The sequence below is a fragment of the Caballeronia sp. LZ035 genome (assembly GCF_031451175.1).
GTDB lineage: Bacteria > Pseudomonadota > Gammaproteobacteria > Burkholderiales > Burkholderiaceae > Caballeronia.
Genome location: NZ_JARUXS010000002.1, coordinates 1,254,319 through 1,271,894 on the forward strand (window position 1 = coordinate 1,254,319; position 17,576 = coordinate 1,271,894).

Annotated in this window: 14 protein-coding genes; 13 read left to right on the top strand and 1 reads right to left on the bottom strand. The window is 66.8% G+C overall.

From position 1 onward, the window contains the following. The 13 genes from QCE88_RS21330 to QCE88_RS21390 form a co-directional block, all read left to right on the top strand. Positions 1-727, top strand: a 727-nt coding sequence (locus QCE88_RS21330; RefSeq protein WP_409018177.1) for a bacteriophage T4 gp5 trimerisation domain-containing protein, incomplete at its 5' end; no start/stop codon positions are given. A gap of 30 nt (positions 728-757) precedes the next feature. After that, positions 758-883, top strand: coding sequence for a hypothetical protein (locus tag QCE88_RS21335; RefSeq protein ID WP_309905831.1), 126 nt, complete (start codon positions 758-760; stop codon positions 881-883). A gap of 181 nt (positions 884-1,064) precedes the next feature. Next, positions 1,065-3,266 (top strand): type VI secretion system tip protein TssI/VgrG, encoded by a 2,202-nt coding sequence (locus QCE88_RS21340; RefSeq protein ID WP_309905833.1) that lies wholly within the window; start codon positions 1,065-1,067, stop codon positions 3,264-3,266. 30 nt (positions 3,267-3,296) lie between these two features. Further along, positions 3,297-5,747, top strand: a complete 2,451-nt coding sequence (locus QCE88_RS21345; protein ID WP_309905835.1) for a DUF2169 domain-containing protein — start codon at positions 3,297-3,299, stop codon at positions 5,745-5,747. Continuing rightward, positions 5,744-6,817 carry a pentapeptide repeat-containing protein gene (locus QCE88_RS21350; RefSeq protein WP_309905838.1) on the top strand — a complete coding sequence of 358 codons (1,074 nt, stop codon included), beginning with the start codon at positions 5,744-5,746 and terminating at the stop codon, positions 6,815-6,817. The genes QCE88_RS21345 and QCE88_RS21350 overlap by 4 nt, the downstream gene beginning before the upstream one ends. Before the next feature lie 18 nt (positions 6,818-6,835). Next, positions 6,836-7,498, top strand: coding sequence for a DUF3540 domain-containing protein (locus tag QCE88_RS21355; protein WP_309905840.1), 663 nt, complete (start codon positions 6,836-6,838; stop codon positions 7,496-7,498). A 16-nt stretch (positions 7,499-7,514) separates the two neighbouring features. Further along, a complete protein-coding gene (locus tag QCE88_RS21360; RefSeq protein ID WP_309905842.1) occupies positions 7,515-7,904 on the top strand; it encodes a PAAR-like domain-containing protein in 390 nt (129 codons plus the stop codon). 14 nt (positions 7,905-7,918) lie between these two features. Beyond that, on the top strand, positions 7,919-8,431 hold the full coding sequence (tssJ, locus tag QCE88_RS21365) for a type VI secretion system lipoprotein TssJ (protein WP_309905844.1): 513 nt from the start codon (positions 7,919-7,921) through the stop codon (positions 8,429-8,431). Between the two features lie 8 nt (positions 8,432-8,439). Beyond that, the gene (tssK, locus tag QCE88_RS21370) at positions 8,440-9,816 is read left to right on the top strand and encodes a type VI secretion system baseplate subunit TssK (protein ID WP_309905846.1); all 1,377 of its coding nucleotides are present in this window, start codon (positions 8,440-8,442) and stop codon (positions 9,814-9,816) included. Positions 9,817-9,873: 57 nt separating this feature from the next. Continuing rightward, complete coding sequence (gene icmH, locus QCE88_RS21375) at positions 9,874-11,139, top strand: type IVB secretion system protein IcmH/DotU (RefSeq protein ID WP_309905849.1); 1,266 nt, start codon at positions 9,874-9,876, stop codon at positions 11,137-11,139. Further along, positions 11,136-14,684 (top strand): type VI secretion system membrane subunit TssM, encoded by a 3,549-nt coding sequence (gene tssM, locus QCE88_RS21380; RefSeq protein ID WP_309905850.1) that lies wholly within the window; start codon positions 11,136-11,138, stop codon positions 14,682-14,684. Before icmH ends, tssM begins: the two co-directional genes overlap by 4 nt. A gap of 38 nt (positions 14,685-14,722) precedes the next feature. Next, the gene (locus QCE88_RS21385) at positions 14,723-15,628 is read left to right on the top strand and encodes an FHA domain-containing protein (RefSeq protein ID WP_309905852.1); all 906 of its coding nucleotides are present in this window, start codon (positions 14,723-14,725) and stop codon (positions 15,626-15,628) included. A gap of 19 nt (positions 15,629-15,647) precedes the next feature. Further along, the gene (locus QCE88_RS21390) at positions 15,648-16,475 is read left to right on the top strand and encodes a peptidase (RefSeq protein WP_309905854.1); all 828 of its coding nucleotides are present in this window, start codon (positions 15,648-15,650) and stop codon (positions 16,473-16,475) included. Between the two features lie 37 nt (positions 16,476-16,512). Here the strand turns inward: QCE88_RS21390 and QCE88_RS21395 are convergent, their stop codons facing one another. After that, positions 16,513-17,541, bottom strand: coding sequence for a hypothetical protein (locus QCE88_RS21395; RefSeq protein WP_309905856.1), 1,029 nt, complete (start codon positions 17,539-17,541; stop codon positions 16,513-16,515). Positions 17,542-17,576 lie beyond the last annotated feature (35 nt).

Below are 17,576 nucleotides of genomic sequence, written 5' to 3' on the forward strand. Positions count from 1 at the left end.
CAACGCCAACATGTTCCGCTTCGAGGACAAGCAAGGTTCCGAGCAGGTCAAGCTGCATGCCGAGCGCAATTACGACACCTCCGTCGAAGCCAACACCACGCATACCACGGCGGGCTCGCACACCATCGAAGTGGGCTTGCCGCTCGCTTCCGGCGACAGCTCGACCTCGCCGCCGCCCTCCGGTGCGCAGCGTCTGTTGCAGCAGCAAGCAGGCACCCGCTCAGCCGGGCAGCAATTGCAGCAGGCCATGGCCGCACGGCGAGGCAAGCGCGGCAGGAAAGCCTATGCGCACCGCGAGATGCAGCAATCGACCACACCCGCTGCGCCAGCCATACAGCCGGCGCACCATGGCCTGGACGGTACGGACAACTTCTTTGCCCCGAAGGTCGACGCTCACGCCTTCTCCCTGACGGTGAACGGCAATGAAAACAAGCTCATCGCGGGCGAGTCGACGTCCCTGGTGCTCGGCATCGTCAACGACTTCGTCGGCGGCGACGAAAACCGCCTCAACGTAGGAAACAAGCTCGATGTCATCGGCGGGCTTTCCGAAGAACTCCACACTATTGACGTCGCTGCAACGGGAGCCGAGGTCAAGAACACCGGCTCCGTCGTCGAGAACAAGGGAAGCGAGATTACGTCGACCGGTTCATCCATCTCGAGCGTCGGCTCGGAGGTGTCGAACACGGGATCGTCGGTCCAGACCGTCGGTTACGAAGTCAAGTTTTGAAACCGGCATAACCAGGAAAGAAGACGCGCAATGAAGGTCATGAAACTCACCCGGCTGCCGTCGATGACGCGCCCTTATCGCCACCGCGGCAACCAGCAGCCGCGCGTTGAGGCGATGGCGAGCTCGTCAGCCGGCATGCCGGGGATGCGCGCATGACAGCCGTGAAGATCGAAGCAAGCATGCGAACCGTTTTGGAAGTTCCGTCACCAGAGTTCGACCTACGCAGTCGGCCGACAGCATTCGGGAATCGCAAGACCCAGTCTACCGATTCCCCTCAGGATGACTCAGTTTCAAAAAACGTTTTTCAGACCCACTATCCGATTATCACGAGAGCGACATGACCCAGATTGTCACCGCCTACACCCAGGCATTTGCAGCCGACACCCTCAGTTTCCGTTCCATGACGGGTAACGAAGCCCTTTCCACGCTCTTCGATTTCGAAGTGCAACTCGTCTCCAGCGATGCCTCGCTCGATCTCAAGAGCGCCCTCGGTAAATCGCTCACGCTGGAGATCCAGCCGCAGGTCGGTGCGCTGCGTTACCTCGATGGCCAGATCACCCGCTTTGAGTTCAACGGCCGCGAGACGCTCACTTCGCGCAGCTATATCTATACGGCCACCGTGCGGCCTTCGTTGTGGTATCTCACGCGCTCTGTCAACTGCCGCATCTTTCAAGAGAAGACGGTTGTCGAGATCATCCAGGAAGTCTTCACCGCTTACGGCTTTCCCGTCACCAACCGCTTGAGCACCACGTATCGCACCTGGGGTTTCTGCACCCAGTTCCAGGAGTCCGACTTCGCCTTCGTCAGCCGTCTGATGGAGCAGGAAGGCATCTACTACTACTTCACGCATCAGATGGGTCAGCACACGCTCGTGCTCGCCGACGACATGAGCGCGCATGATCCCTTGCCCGATTACGCCTCGCTGCCCTATCTCGCGCCCGATCAGATCGCGCTGCCCGAGACCGAAGGCGTCGATCAGTGGCACACCGAGGACAACGTCACCACCGGCCGCTATGTCGTCGATGATTACGACTTTCGCAAGCCCAAGGCCGACTTGCAAAGCCAGCAGGCCAATCCGCTCAGCGATGATCACGGCTCGTACGAGAAGTACAACTGGCAACTCGGCTACGTCAACGGCGACGAAGGCGATCATTACTCGCAGATGCGTCTCGAAGAGGAACAGACCGGTAGCGAAAGCGCTCACGGTCACACCACTATCCGCGCCTTCGCGCCAGGTTATCTTTTCACGCTCACCGGCTCTCCCCGCACGACCGACAACCGCGAGTACCTGATCGTCGGCGCAAGCTATCAGTTCCAGAGCGGTGGCGATGCCAGCGGCAGCAGCACTGCCCAATACGACACGGAGTTTCTCGCGCAACCCACGTCGCTGCCCTGGCGCGCTCCCTCGGTCACGCCGCTTCCTAAAGCAACCGGACCACAGACCGCAGTCGTCGTCGGCCCGGAGGGCGAGACCATCTGGACGGATCAGCTCGGTCGCGTGAAGCTGCAATTCCGCTGGGACCGCTACGGCAAGAGCGACGAGAACAGCTCCTGCTGGGTACGTGTCTCCGATGCATGGGCCGGGTCGAACTATGGCGGGATCTATATTCCGCGTATCGGCCAGGAAGTCGTCGTGGACTTCATGAACGGCAACATCGATCGGCCGCTCATCACCGGGCGCGTCTACAACGCCTCGCAGATGCCGCCGTTCAATCTCCCCGACTCGGCCACACAGAGCGGTTTCCTCACCCGCACGCCCAACGGCAACAGCAGCAACGCCAACATGTTCCGCTTCGAGGACAAGCAAGGTTCCGAGCAGATCAAGCTGCATGCCGAACGTAACTACGACACCTCCGTCGAAGCCAACACCACGCATACCACGGCGGGCTCGCACACGATCGAAGTAGGCTTGCCGCTCGCTTCCGGCGACAGCTCGACCTCACCACCGCCCTCCGGTGCGCAGCGTCTGCTGCAGCAACAGGCAAGCGCACCCGCCAGCACGACCGGCCAGTTGCAGCAGGCCATGGCGGCACGGCGAGGCAAACGCGGCAAAAGAGCCCATGCGCGCAGCGTCATGCAGCAATCCACGCCGCCGACATCGACCTCGACACTAGCCCCAACCTCATCGGACACGTCACAGCCCAAGACGCTGGCCAGCCAGATCCCTTCCTTCATCCAGAACTACTTCCAGCCGGACCTGGGCGGCAGCATCTACAGCGTCACCGTGAACGGTTTCAAGAACACGCTCGTCGCCGGCGAGTCGACGTCCGTGACGCTCGGGGTCGCCAACAACGTCATCAGCGGCGTCGAGAACCGCCTCAGCATCGGCAACAAGTTCGAAATCATCGCCGGGACGCGTGAACAGCTTCACGCTTTCAACACCAGCGTCAGAGGCGTCGAAATCGCGGCCCGAGCCTTCACCGTCGAAACCAAGGGGAACGAGATCAAGGCGACCGGTTCGTCCATCTCGACCCTCGGTTCAACGATATCGAGCACAGGGTCATCGATGCGTACCGTCGGCTACGACGTCAAGTTCTGACACCCGCATCACCATGAAAGAAGACGTGCAATGAAGATCATGAAACCAACCCGGCTGACGGTGCTGACGCGCCCTTACCGTCATCAGGGCAGTGAACTGCTGGGCGTTGCGGTGGCGTGCATGGCCACACTGGACGAAGCCTCGCGCGTCCTCGGCGAACAGGCGCTCTGGAATACGGTCGGTGCTGAACTGGCCGGTCAGACGCTGGATCTCGGCTTGCCCAAACGCCATCCCGAGTATCTCGCGACCGCCTGGGCCTACGGCGCGCATTGCGATGACCAGCACGCCTGCGAGGTCGGTCTGCGGGTCGCGCAGAGCAGCAAGCGGCTGCGCGTCACCGGGGACCGCGTCGCGCAGGACGGGCGGCCCCTGCCCGCCGCCCCGTTCGAGCGCTTGGCGCTCGACTGGACGATGGCGTATGGCGGCCCGGACTATCCGCAGAATCCGCTCGGCCTGGGCCACGAGACCTCCTCTGCGAAGCTGCCGAATCTCGCTTACGCCGACGACCCCATGACCCCGTCGGACGCACCGGTGCGCAGCGCCAGCTTCGCGCCGGTGCCCTCTGCGTGGCCGCAGCGTCGCGCGCTGTACGGCGAACTCGACGACACCTACATCGAAGAGGATTTCCCCGGCTTTCCGCGCGGCATGGATGCCGCGTACTTCAACATCGCGCCGGCCGACCAGCAGTTCCCCGACCTGAGCGCGCTGCCCGCCGCGTGCGACTATGAGCTCGTCAACCTGCATCCGGAGCGCGCGCGCATCGCGGGCCGGCTGCCGCCGCTGCACGTGCGCGCCTTCGCCTGGCACTCGAACACCGCCCCGGGCCGCGAGATTCCGATGCGGCTCACGACGCTCTGGTTCCTGCCGCACATCGAGAAGGTCGTGATGATCTATCACGGCGTAACGGCGATCCGTACCTTCGATGCAAGCGATATCGCCTGCCTGATGCTGGCCGCCGAGACCGACGGCCATCCGCGTCCCGCCGCGCACTACGAAGACATTCACACGCGCAGACTCGATCCACGGCGGGGCGTGCTGTACGCGATGCGCGACGGCGATCTGTTCCCGGAAGATCTGGCCGCAAGCGGCGACTCGCCCTGGACGCCCGGCGAACCGAATGCGATGGCCCGCCAGTTCCTCAACCGCCTGGAGCGCGAGACGCAGGCGCTCGGCGCGCCGGCGGCCCCGGCCGCGACGCCCATGCCCGCGCGGCCGGAGCAACTGGTCGAATACGTCGAGCAGACCCAGACGGACGCGGACCGCCGAATCGCTGATCTGCACAAGCGCGCGGACGAGATCCTCGCGGCCCCGCGCCCGCCCGCGCCCGCCGAGCCGGCGACGCCTCCCGAGATGCCGGAGATGCCGGGGGCGGTCATCGATCCCGCGCTGCTCGCCATGCGCCGCAAGACCCACTTGCATGCCGCGCAATTCCGGCCCGCGCCGCCGCAAGCCGTCGCGGGCCAGAGCGCCCGGGCGGCCAGCAGGCGCGCGTGGGTGACGCAGGCGCTCGCGGAAGGCCGGTCGCTGATCGAAGCCGATCTCGCCGGAGCGGATCTCTCGAACCTCGATCTCTCCGGTGTCGATCTCTCGCGCGCCAGCCTCGACGGCGCCGACCTGAGCAGCGCGATCTTCATCGGCGCCTGTCTGCGGCAGGCCAATCTGGTGCGTGCGAAGCTGCGCGGCACGCGCCTCTCCAACGCCGACCTGAGCGAAGCGAATCTCTCACTCGTGGAAGGCGAATCCGCCGATTTTCGCGAGGCCTGCCTGCGGCAAAGCGTGATCGAGCAAAGCAGTTTCGAGCACTGCGATTTCTCGGGCGCCACGCTCGACCGCACGCAGTTCAGCAAGGGACGGCTCGGCACGAGCCTCTTCCGTGAAGCGCGCATCAGCAACGTCGTCATGATGGATCAGGAGATCGAGCGGGCCGACTTCAGCCGCGCGGTCATCCGCAAGTTTGTGCTGTTCCGCTGCCCGTCGCAGACACTGGACTTCAGCGGCGCCGACATCATCGGGCTCGGCCTGACGGAATCCCCGGTCGAGCAGCGCCTGTGCTTCAACGGCGCGCGCCTGCACAAGGCGTGCTTCCTCCAGTGCGGCGCGCTGCATGCGAGCACCTTCGTGGAGGCCGAACTGGTTGAAGTGAACCTGCACGCCGCCGACCTCGCCCGCAGCGATTTCACGCGCGCCCGCATTGCCAACAGCGACCTCTCGAACGCCGATCTGCAAGCCTGCACGTTCCTCGACGCCCGCTTCGAGCGCGGCTATCTGGTCCGCGCCGACCTGCGGCTGGCCAGCCTGCACAGCGCCGATCTGATCGAGGCCCTGCTGCGCGCCGCCGATCTGCGCGGCGCGGACCTGCGCCAGGCCAATCTGTTCCGCGCCAATCTGGGCGACGTGCTGATCGACGACGCGACGCGTCTCGACGACGCCTATCAGGAACGGGTCATCTGGTGTCCGCGCGCGCGCCCGGAGGCGGCATGACGGATCGGCTCGGCCTTGAACAGCAGGTGCGTGACGGCATGCCGGTCAGGGCGCTGTCGCTCGAAGGCGCCGCGTTGCAAGGCATGGATTGCTCGGGCGGGGTCTTCGAGAAGGTGGATTTTCGCGCCGCGAACCTGACAGGCGCGCAACTCGCCGACTGCGTGTTCGACCATTGCCGCTTCGACCACGCGGTGCTGGCCGGCGCGCGCGTGAAGGGCAGCCAGTTCCTGAATTGCGACATGGAACAGGCCGACTGGTCTGCCTCGACCCTGCAGAGCGTGAGCTTCGTCGATTGCCGCGCGCCGCATGCGCGTTTCACGCGGGCCGCGCTGGACAGCTTCAATGTCCTGAAGGGCGATCTTGCGGGCAGCCACTTCGATCACGCGAAGCTCGCGTTCAGCTTCTTCGACGAAACCGCCGTGGCGGGCATCAGTTTCAACGCCTGCACGCTGCACAAGGTGTTCTTTCATCGCGTCGATCTGCGTCAGGCAGCGTTTCCCGACGCGTCGTTCGACAACGCCATCTTCGCGGAATGCAACCTGAGCGGCCAGACCTTGAGCGGCCAGACGCTGCTGCGTTGCCAGTTCATCGAGTGCGACATGAGCGGGGCCTGCTTCAACGACGCGCATCTGCCGCACACCGGCTTCACCGGCTCGCTGCTCGAAGGCGCCCGCTTCGACGGCGCGCGCGCGGCCTCGGCCTGCTTCTTCCGCGCCCGGGCCGAGCGCATCCAGTGCCGCGAAGCGGATCTGCCCGGCTCGATCTGGAGCGAGGCGCGGATAGACAACGCGGACTTTTCGCGGGCGCAGTTGCGCGGCAGCCAGTTTCGCCAGGCACAGGGCCGCGCCGCCTGCTTCGACGCGGCGCGCCTCGAAGCCGCGGATTTCACGGGCGCGACGCTGCACGACGCCCGCTTCGAAGACGCCACCTTCGAACGCACGCTGTTCCATCGCGCGGAGTCGGAAGAACGGCCCTGGTCGGACAAGGAAGGCGCCCGCGACGCCGACGAAGAACTGCACGCCGCCGAACAATGGTCGTCCCGGCGCGCCAGCCGGACGCCTGCTGCCTGATTACCGGAGAACCACTCAATGAGCATTCCTGCCAACCTGTTGACCCAGCAGCACATCGAAGCACAGTGGCCGCGCATCGGCCGCGTCCAGCAACTCGACGACGACGGCGCAACCGTACGCGTCGCGCTGGACGGTGAAGTGATCGCGTGCCAGCCCGCGTTCAGCTGCCTGCTCGCGCCGGCCTGCGGCGACACCGTGCTGGTCACGCGCGAACGCACGCACGGGCATTTCGTGATCGCCATCATCGAGCGGCCCGGCGACGCGCCGGCCACGCTGCGCATGGCCCGCCCGCTGATCGTCGAAGCCGAAGGCGGTCTGCGGCTGTCGAGCGCGCGGGATATCGAACTGGACGCGGCACGGCGCTGCGCGCTTCACGCGGACCACATGACGCTCGACAGCGCCCGCGCCGAACTGCACACCCGGACGCTGTCGCTGCGCGCGACGGTCGCGCAGGCGAGCACGGAGACCTGGCGCAGCGTGACGCGCTCGCTGGAAACACTGGCCGATCACATCGTGCAGGTCTGCAAGCAGAGCTTCCGCACCTGCGAAACGGTGGATCACGTGCGCGCCGCGCAGATCGATCACGAAAGCACGGAACTCATGCGGCTGCACAGCCGCAACGTGCTGTTGAGCGCCGACCATCTGTCGAAGATCGACGGCGAACAGATTCATCTCGGCTAACCCAGGGAGAACCAACATGGTGATGGTGAATTCGAGTGCGGGCGGCGGCAACGACGCGGTGTCGGTGAACAAGACGCCGCCGGTCGGCACGCCGGCGGGCTACGACAACAACTCACAGCGCGCGTCCGCCGAGCCCAACGTGACGAACGTGATGGTCGGCGGCGGCTTCGCGCACAACATGGGCACCACGACCCCGGCGTCCAACGGCGATCAGGGCGGCTCGCAAGGCGGCGTGGCGTCGGGCTCGGTCTCGGCTTCGTCGCGCAACTCGCGCGGCGCGAACACGGTGTTGCTGCAAGGCATGCCGACCACGCGCATGACCGATCCCACCTTGCAGAACAACGCCAACACCACGGGCACCGGCAGTTCGCCCAGCCAGACCAAAGTGCTGAACATGGCGTCGTAACACCGGGAGTTTCCATGATGAAAGGATTCGCACACCGTGCGGTCTGCGTCGTCGCGGCCATCGCGATGTGCGGATGCGCGTCCACCGAGCGCGACATGGACGTGCCGTACGAGATCACGCTGCATGTCGCCAACGACGCCAACCTGGGCGTGACCGGCAAGCCGTCGCCGATTCTCGTCGGCCTGTACGAGCTGAAGTCGACCGCGGCCTTCGACGCGGCCAGCTTCCCGACGCTTCAGGACCGCGCCAAGGAAGCGCTCGGCGAAGACCTCGTCTTCACGCAGCAACTCATCATGCAGCCCGGCGAAACGAAAACGCTGCACCGCCCGGGCGGCGCGCTCGCCACGCAGCTCGGCATCGTCGCGGGGTATCGGCTGATCGACAAGCGGGTGTGGAAACAGACCGTGGCGCTGACGCCGCCGAAGAGCACCAACCTCTACAAGGTGTGGCAGTTCTCGCCCCGCACCGAAAAGATCGCCGTGGACATCACCCGCCAGAGCGTGACCGTCACGCTCGACAAACGTTGAAGAACCTCATGAAAAACACCATCCGGGAGCGCGAATCATGGATCGATCACAGCAAGGTCGTGTGGTCCGAAGGCATGTATTTGCGGCCCCAGCACTTCCAGCAACTCGAGCGCTACGTCGAGCACTACGTGCAGCATCGCAGCGCGGCCGGCGCGTCGCCGTTCTTCTGGGGTCTCGCCGATATCGAAATCGATCACGGCGCGCTCAAGATCGGCAAGATTGCGTTGTTGTCGGCGCAGGGCGTGCTGCCTGACGGCACGCCGTTCTCGTTCCATAGCGGCGAGGACGCGCCCGTGCCGCTCGACGTTCCCGCCACGCTGCGCGACCAGCGCATCGTGCTCGCCGCGCCGCTGCGCCAGCACGGCGCGGTGGACGTGATCTACGAGGAGAGCCAGGCCTCGCTCGCGCGCTACGTCGCGCAGAACACCGAGCTGGCCGACAACGTCGCGGTCTCGCTCGGACCGGCGGCGGTGCAGCTCGGCAAGATGCGGCTGCGCCTGATGCCCGAGTCCGAACTCGGCGCGGACTGGCAGGGCATTGGCGTGGTGCGGGTGCGCGAACGTCATCCGGACAACCACGTCTCGCTCGATCCCGACTACATCGCGCCGATGCTCTCCGCGATCCGCCATCCGGTCCTGACCGGCCTCGTGCGCGAACTGCATGGCCTGCTCGAACAACGCGGCGCGCTGCTCGAACAGCGGCTCAAGCGCTCGGGGCGCGGCAGTGTCGGCGAAGTGGCGGATTTCCTGCTGCTCGGCCTGGTGAACCGCGCGCAGTCGGAAACCTGGCACGTGCAGCAGGCCGGCATGCAGCATCCGGAAATCCTCTTTCGCGACTGGCTGAGGCTCGCCTGCGATCTCAGCACCTTCACCAGCCCGACGCGGCGCCCAGTGGTGTGGCCGGTGTATCGCCACGACGACCTGCAAAGCGCGTTCGGCCCGCTGATGCTCGAACTGCGGCGGTCGCTGTCGAGCGTGATGGAGCAGAGCGCAGTGGCCATCGAGTTGCAGGAACGCGCGCAACGCGTCTGGGTGGCCCGCATCCCGACGCCCGAGCTGCTGCGCCGCGCCGCCTTCGTGCTCGCGGTGCGCGCGGACCTGCCCGCCGAAGCGGTGCAGACGCGTTATCCGGCGCAGGTCAAGATCGGGCCGGTCGAGCATCTGCACAACCTCGTGCATCTGCAACTGCCCGGTATCGGACTGCGCGCGCTGCCGGTCGCGCCGCGCCAGATTCCGTATCACGTCGATCACCACTACTTCGAGCTGGACTCCAGCTCGGAACTGTGGGGCCAGCTCGAAAAGTCAGGCGGACTCGCGCTGCACGTCGCGGGCGACCTGCCCGGGCTCTCGATGGAATGCTGGGCGATCCGCAGTCAGGACCGCTAGCCCGGCGCGCCGCCCCGATTCACTCTTCACCGACTTCAAGACGCTATGGCAGAAGCAATGGCACTGACGCCGCCGGACACGGTTGCGTCGCCGGCAGCCCCGGCACGCGGCGGCACCCCGCTGCTCGCAACCGCAAACAGCCTGCTCGATACGGCGATCCAGATCCGCATCGGCGGTCCCATCGAGCTCGAGGCCTTGCGCACCTGTCTCGTCAGCGAGATGCATGCGTTCCAGGAGCGCGCCACGCTGCTGGGCATTCCGGTCGAGACGATCATCGGCGCGCGCTACTGCCTGTGCACGGCCCTCGACGAGGCGATCGCGCTGACGCAATGGGGCGGCGAAGGGCGCTGGTCCACGCACAGCCTGCTCGTGACCTTCCACAGCGAAACCTGGGGCGGCGAAAAGTTCTTCCAGTTGCTAGCGCGGCTGTGCCAGAACCCGGCCGCGCATCTCGACCTGATCGAGTTGCAGTACTACTGCCTGCAACTGGGCTTCGAAGGCCGTTACCGCGTGCTCGACCAGGGCCAGAGCCAGCTCGACGGCATCCGTCAGCGGCTGTTGCGGATCCTGCGCGCGCAACGCGGCGAGTACGGCGCGCTGCTGTCGCAACATGCGCTGCCGGACAAGCGCATGGCAACCGGACGGCGCGGCCGCGTGCCGGTCTGGGTCTGGCTGATCGGCGCAGTGCTGGCGACGGGCGGCATGTTCACGGCGTTCAAGAGTTCCGCCGACCGGCGCGGCGACGTCGTCGCGGCCGCGATTCGCCACGCGCGGCTGCCGGACATCGCCGCGCAGAGCGTGAAGGCGCCGACGGCGGCGAGCCTGCTGCAGGGCCTGTGCCGGCTCGGGCTGATCGAGGTGAAGGATCTGCCTGACCGCAGCATCGTGACGATTCACGGCGACGGCCTGTTCGCGTCGGGTTCGGCCAACGAGAAGGACGCGTACCGGCCGGTGCTGGCGAGCATCGCGGGCGCGCTGAACCAGTTGCCCGGCGACATCGTCGTCAACGGCTTCACCGACGACCAGCCCATGCACTCGAAGGAATTCCCGTCGAATGACGCGCTCTCGCTGGCGCGCGCCCGGCGCGTCGAACAGATGCTGCTGGTGAACGGCTTGTCGGCCACCCGGCATATCACCGCGGCGGGGTTGGGCGACGCGAATCCCATCGCGTCGAACGACACGGCGAGCGGCCGGTCGCGCAATCGCCGCGTGGAGATCGTGCTGATGCGCTCGGCGGCCTCGCAGATCAGCGACGCACCGGGCGGCGATCCGCAGAACCCGCAGAGCCCGCCGGACAGCACACCCCAGGGAGCAGCGCAATGAGCTTTTTTCAACGCATCAGGAGCGCGCTGTTCAGCCGCGAAATGGCGGTGACGATCATGGTGCTGATCGTCGTCTGGATCATCTGGAACGACTTCTCGATCATTGCGATCGGCAATGCGCATCCGTTCGACACGCCCGAGGCCCGCGAGTGGCTGATCGCCGCCGTGCTGCTGATCTGGGCTATCTGGCTGCTCTGGCGGCTTGGCTGGATCGTCGCCATCGCGCGCGCCTGCGGCCGCACGCGCACCCGCTGGGTCGACCGCGCCGAAGTGGTGCGGCAACGGCGCGTGCCGCTGGGCGAAACCGAAAAGCGGCTGCGCGACGCCCTCACCGTGCTCAGGCGCGGCACGCACGAGCGCGGCAAGCCCTGGCGCGGCTGGCTCGACCGGCTCACCGGCCATTACGTCTATACGCTGCCGTGGTATGCGCTGCTCGGCGCGGACGGCGCGGGCAAGACTTCGTTCATCCGCGAGGCCGGGCTTGCGCAGCCGAAGTCGTCCGGGCCCGCTTCGCCGCTCGAAGACTGCTCGTGGTGGTTCGGCAATCGCTGTGTGCTGGTGGACGTGCCGGGCAGCTTCCTCGCGCCCGCCGATGGCAGCGCGGAGCGTTTCCCGCTGATGCGCCTGCTGCGGCGGCATCGTGCGGACCAGCCGGTCAACGGCGTGATCCTCGCGCTGCCCGTGGATGACCTGATGCATGCCGACGAGCGCCACTGTCTCGAGCTGATCGCCCGGCATCGCGCGCGTCTGCAGCGCATGCAGGACGAAGCCGGGATCGTGCTGCCGGTGTATCTCGTCGTGACCAAGATGGACCGTCTCGCGGGCTTCGCCGAAACCTTCGACGCCCTGCCTTCCGAAGCGCGCGCGCAGGTATGGGGCTGGACGCGTCCGGCCGATCCCGGCGCTGCGCCAGACGTCGCCTTCGAAAGCGGACTCGCGGCGCTGCTCGACCGCCTCAACGACGGCCTCGCCGACACGCTCGCCCGCGAGCCCGACGTGCGCAAGCGCCAGGACATCTATCTGTTTCCGCAGCAGTTCGCCGCGCTCAGGCCACGGCTCGCGCAGTGGTACGGAGAACTGTCGCGGCACTCGCAATACGAAACCAATCTTGCCGTGCGCGGGGTCTATTTCACCAGCGCGCGGCAGGGCGGCGAGCCGCTCGACCTGGTGCTCGGCGAACGGCGCGAGCGGCTCGGGCTGGCGGCGGCCCAGGCCATGCCGGCATTGGCGCCGCGCCTCGGCAGCACGTTCCTCGCGCGGCTCCTGCCGGACGTGTTGCTGGAGGAAAGCGCGTGGGCCGGCCGGAACCGCGCACAGACCGTCAGGCGCATGCTGATGCACGGCGGGGCGCTGCTCTGCACCGGACTGGCGCTGACCGTGCTGGCCGCGCTCTGGACCAACAGCTATCTCTCCAACCGGACCTTCCTGCGCGATGTCGCCGGGCAGACGGCCGACCTCGATCACACCGCCGGCGCGCCGCTGGAAGTGCCGCCCGGCGATGTCAGCGCGCTCGCGCCGCTGCTCGAAATGGAACGCGCCTTGCCGGAGAGTCCGGCCATCGACGTCGAGAATCCTTCTACGTTGAGTCACCGCATGGGCCTGTACCAGGGCGACAAGATCGTCGATGCAACCGGCGAGCTCTATCGGAAGACGCTGCGCGAAAAGCTGCTGCCGGTAGTCGCGGTGCGCATCCACGACATCCTCGAAGGGGCGCCGCCCGCCGACCTGGAATTCACCTATGACGCCCTGAAGGCCTATCTGATGCTCTACGACCAGAAGACCTGGGATCCCGAATTCCTCGCCGCCTGGCTGCAATTGAACGTCAACCACGCGCTGCCGGGCAACGCCACGAAGGAGGCGCGTTCACTGATCGACGGCCAGCTCTCCGACCTCGTCGCGCTGGGACCGCTCGCCTCGCCGTTTCCGCTCGACAACACGCTCGTGGGCACCGTGCGCAGCCGCCTGCTGCAAATGCCGTTTGCGCAGCGCACCTACCATTACCTGCGCCGCAAGGAGATGGACGCCATCAAGGCGCCCGCCATTTCGATCGCCTCCGCCGGCGGTCCGGAAGCGAGCCTCGTGCTGACGCGCAAGAGCGGACGGGCCATCACCGAGGGCGTGCCCGCGCTGTTCACCGTGAACGGCTACTGGGAGCACATCAACAAGGACATCGACGATGCGGTCGAGCAGATGCGCCGCGAGGATCACTGGGTGCTCGGCGTGCCCGCCGACGCCGCCGGCCAGGAAAGCAGCGACTCGCGCCGCCAGTTGATCGACGCGGTCAAGCGCCAGTACTTCGGCGACTTCATCCAGACCTGGGACGACTATCTCGGCGACATCAAGGTCGTGCCCAGCCAGTCGCTGGTGCAGAGCATGCAGATTGCCCGCACGCTGTCCTCGCGCGACTCGCCGCTCAAGCTGTTCTTCACGGCCGTCGCCCGTCAGACCGATCTGCTGGATGGCCATGGCGCACCGCTCAGGCGCGATACCGGACGCATTGCCGAACGCATCGGCGAGGCGCGCAGGTCGCTGGCGCAGATGTTCGGCGACGAATCGTCGCCCACGGGCAGCAGTTCCGGCGAACGGCCCGAGAGCATCGTCGACGATCATTTCGCGTCGCTCAGGCATCTGGTGCTGACCGGCGACGTCAACGACAAGGGCCCGGCGCCGATCGACGACGTGCTGAAGACCATCGACGGGCTGTATCAGTATCTGGTGTCCGTGAACGGCGCGGTGGACAGCAACAATCCGCCGCCCCAGACCGACGTGTTCAACCGGCTGAAGGCCGAGGCGGGACGCATGCCGTCGCAGATGCAGGGGATCGTCACCGACGTCTCGAAGACCGGCGAAGCGCAGGTCAACGGCATGATGAAGCGCGATCTGCGCAAGAACGCTTACTCCAGCGTGGGCGCGGTGTGCGCGCAGACCATCGCGGGACGCTATCCGTTCGCGCGCAATTCCAACCATGACGTGGCGAGCAGCGACTTCTCGCGGATGTTCTCGCCAGGCGGCCTGATGGACGACTTCTACCAGAAGAACCTGACGCACGCCGTGACGACGAGCGCGGATACGGCGTCGTTCAACTCCGACCCGGGCGGCGGCTTCGCGGCCTCGTTCCGCAACGCGTCGATCATCCGCAACGTGTTCTTCACGGGCAACGCGGCTTCGATGTCGTATGGCTTCTCCATCACGCCGCTCGACCTCGATCCCGCAATCACGGAATTCGTGCTCGACGTCGGCGGGCAAAGCATGCGTTACGCGCATGGCCCGCAGATCCCCGTCAACATGCAATGGCCCGGATCGCACAGCGAAGTGGTCAGCCTCCAGGTGGTGACGCCGTCGGGCGCGTCGGGCATCCGCACGCAGGGTCCGTGGGCGCTGCAACACCTGTTCGATCAGGCGAGCATCGTGCCCAACGGCAACGCGGACGGCTTCGTCGCCACGTTCACGGTGGACGGCCACAAGCTGTCGATGACGATTCGCAGCAACAGCGCGTACGACCCGTTCTTCCTGCCGCAAATGAGGGCCTTCGCATGTCCGTCGTGAACGCCTTGCACCACAGCAACACAGATAGCGAGTCCCTCATGCGACCTCTCAGACTGACCGCCATTGCCTACGACAACAAGATCCTGACGTCCCGCCTGAGCGCGACCTGCGACGCCGACGGCGCGGGCATCGGCCGGGCGGACGGCAACCTGCTGATCCTGCCCGACGAAGCCGCGCGGGTCATCGAGCGGCACGCGGTGCTGCATCACGAAGACGGCTGGCATATCGAGAACCTGGGCCCCGCCGCGAGTGTGGCGCTGAACGACCGGCCGCTCGCGGCGGGCGAGCGGGCGGGCATCGCGCCGGGCGACCGCATCGCGGTAGGTCCGTATACGCTGCTCGCCAGCGACGCCGCCCCGGCCAACTGGAATCTCGCGCCGGCCGCACCCTCGCCGGAACCCAGCGCTACGGCCAAGGAAAGCACGCTGACCAGCCTGACCGGCACGGCGCTGCCGGACCTGCTGGATCTGCCTTCCGACCCGCTGCTGCTGTTCGCGCAACAGGACGGCGTAAACCGCACGCTGCTCAGCGGCCCGGAGGATCCGATGGGCATGCCCGGCCTGGCGGAGTTCGGTGCGCCGCTGTTCGCGGAGCGCGCCGGCGGGCTCAAGTCCGATTACTCGCGCACAGCCAGCCTCGACGACGGCGCGATGCGCTACGACAGTCACTTCGGCTCACTGCATCCGTATGCGGACGACACGCCGTCGCCGTCGCCATCGCCTTCGCTTTCGCTTTCGCCACGAAACATCGAGGCGAATGCGGACGTACGTGGCGTCTCGGCAGAACTGTCGCGCTGGATCGAACTCGCCCGCGCCCTGGCCGCCGGCGGCGGCTGGCAGGCCGAGCAGGCGCTGCCACCCGCGCGGCTCACGCCGGAACTGATGCACACGCTGGGCTCGCTGCTGCGCTATCTCGAATTCCGCACGCGGGGCGATCTCCAATGACCGCCCTCAAGGAGTCTTCATGACCTACTGTGTGGCGATCAGCGTGGACGACGGCCTCGTGTTCCTGTCGGACACGCGTGTCAGCGCGGGCGTCGAGGAAGTCGCCGAGGCGCGCAAGATGACCGTATTCGAAACGCCCGGCGAGCGCGTGCTGGTGCTGCTCGGCGCGGGCAGCCTGGCGCAGACCCAGGCGGTCGTCGACCTGCTGAAGGACGCCTGCGACGGCGGCAGCGCGTCCCTGTTGACGGCGCCGACGCTGCGAGCCGCAGCCGGCATGGTCGCCGATGCCGTGCGCGCCGTGCATCGGCGCGAGGCGTCGGCGCTGGAGGCGTTCGAGCTCGACTTCAACTGCAGCTTCATTCTCGGCGGGCAGATTCGCACGCATGCCGCCACGCCGCCGGCACGGCCGCTTGCAGAACGCGAGCCCGTCGCTCCGCCGGAGCCGCAGCTCTTCCTGATCTATCCGAGCGGCAACACGGTGTGCGCGTCGGCCGCGATGCCTTATCTGCAGATCGGCGAGTCGCGCCATGGCCGTCCGCTGCTCGACTGGGCCTTCACGCGGCGCGCGCTGTCCCTCGACGAAGCAGCCAAGTGCGCGTTGCTCTCGATGGATGCGACCCTGCGCGCGAATCTCTCGGTAGCCTATCCGCTCGATCTGCTGGCGTACGAGCGCGACACGTTCCGCGTGGACCGGTTCACATCGCTGGACCAGCATCACGACTATCCGCGCAACTTGCGGCGCGCGTGGTGCGAGCGGGTCGATGCCGCGCTCGAAGGCATGCCCGCGCTCATCTGGGGCGAGCCCGAAGGCGTGCCGCGCGCACGCAAGGGAAGACGCGCGGGCTGAAGCAGGACTGATGCAGGGTTGATGCAGGACCGCCCGCTTACCTGAACCGTCCGAGCAGGCCCACGTCCGCGGCCATGCGGGCGCAGGCGCGGATGTCGTCGAGTCCGAGCTTCTTCTTGATCGACTTGTACAGCCGGTAGACCTGCCGCTGCGTCACGGAAAGATCGGCGGCGGCATGGCGCGCGTCGCCGCCGCGCCGGATCCATTCGAGAATGATGCGCTCGGAGTCGCTGAGGCCGTACTGCAAGGCGGCCGTGCGGCGAAAGCGGATCGACGGCCAGTCGAGCAGTTCTTCAGCCAGGCCGCGCAACTCGCGCTGCCCCCGCCAGATCCGTTCCTCGCCCTCCGGTGCGGCCGCCTCGGACCCGACGTGCAGGAGGCCGAACACGCGGCCGTTGGCGCCGCCGCGGTTGGCGGGAAAGAACACGTGACTGAGCAGTCCGTGCTGATGGGCCTCGGCACCCAGCCAGGAACCGCCCGACCCGGCGAACATGCCGAGGCCGCGCACCGGGAAATGCTCGTTCCTCGCATATTCCAGCACCGGGTCCGTCACGACGCGGCGCACATAGGTCTGCAGCCAGCCCGGCGAACAGGCGGCCAGGATCACATGGGTATCGTAGGTCGCCCGGCTCGGTGCCGCACCCGGCGTGGCCGAGAGCCAGTGGAACAGGGCGAAGGTGCCACCGTGGCGCCGGCACACCGGGCGCATCAGCCTCGACACGTCGAGTTCGCTCGCGCACTCGGACACGCTCGCCGGCGGGCGCACCGCGCCGTGCACGTGGACGCGGTGCGCAATGGCGTCGAGACAGGTGCGGTAGTGTTGCGCCAGCATCTCCTTGTAGGGATCGCTCTCGCGGAATTCGATCAGCTCCGCTACGCCGGCCACCGGCAACAGCTGCACGACGACGCTGCCGTCACGCCGCGTGAGCACGCGCTGGAGCATGACTTCATCGTCGCCGGCGTCGTCGAGCCGCAGTTCGACCGACCCTTCCCGCACCACGACCCGCTGGCTCCCGGCAGTGCTGCCGCCCGCCTCACGGTACAGATTGTGGAGCTCACGGCTCATGGCTCGAGACTTCCGCCGGACAGTGTTTATGGGTT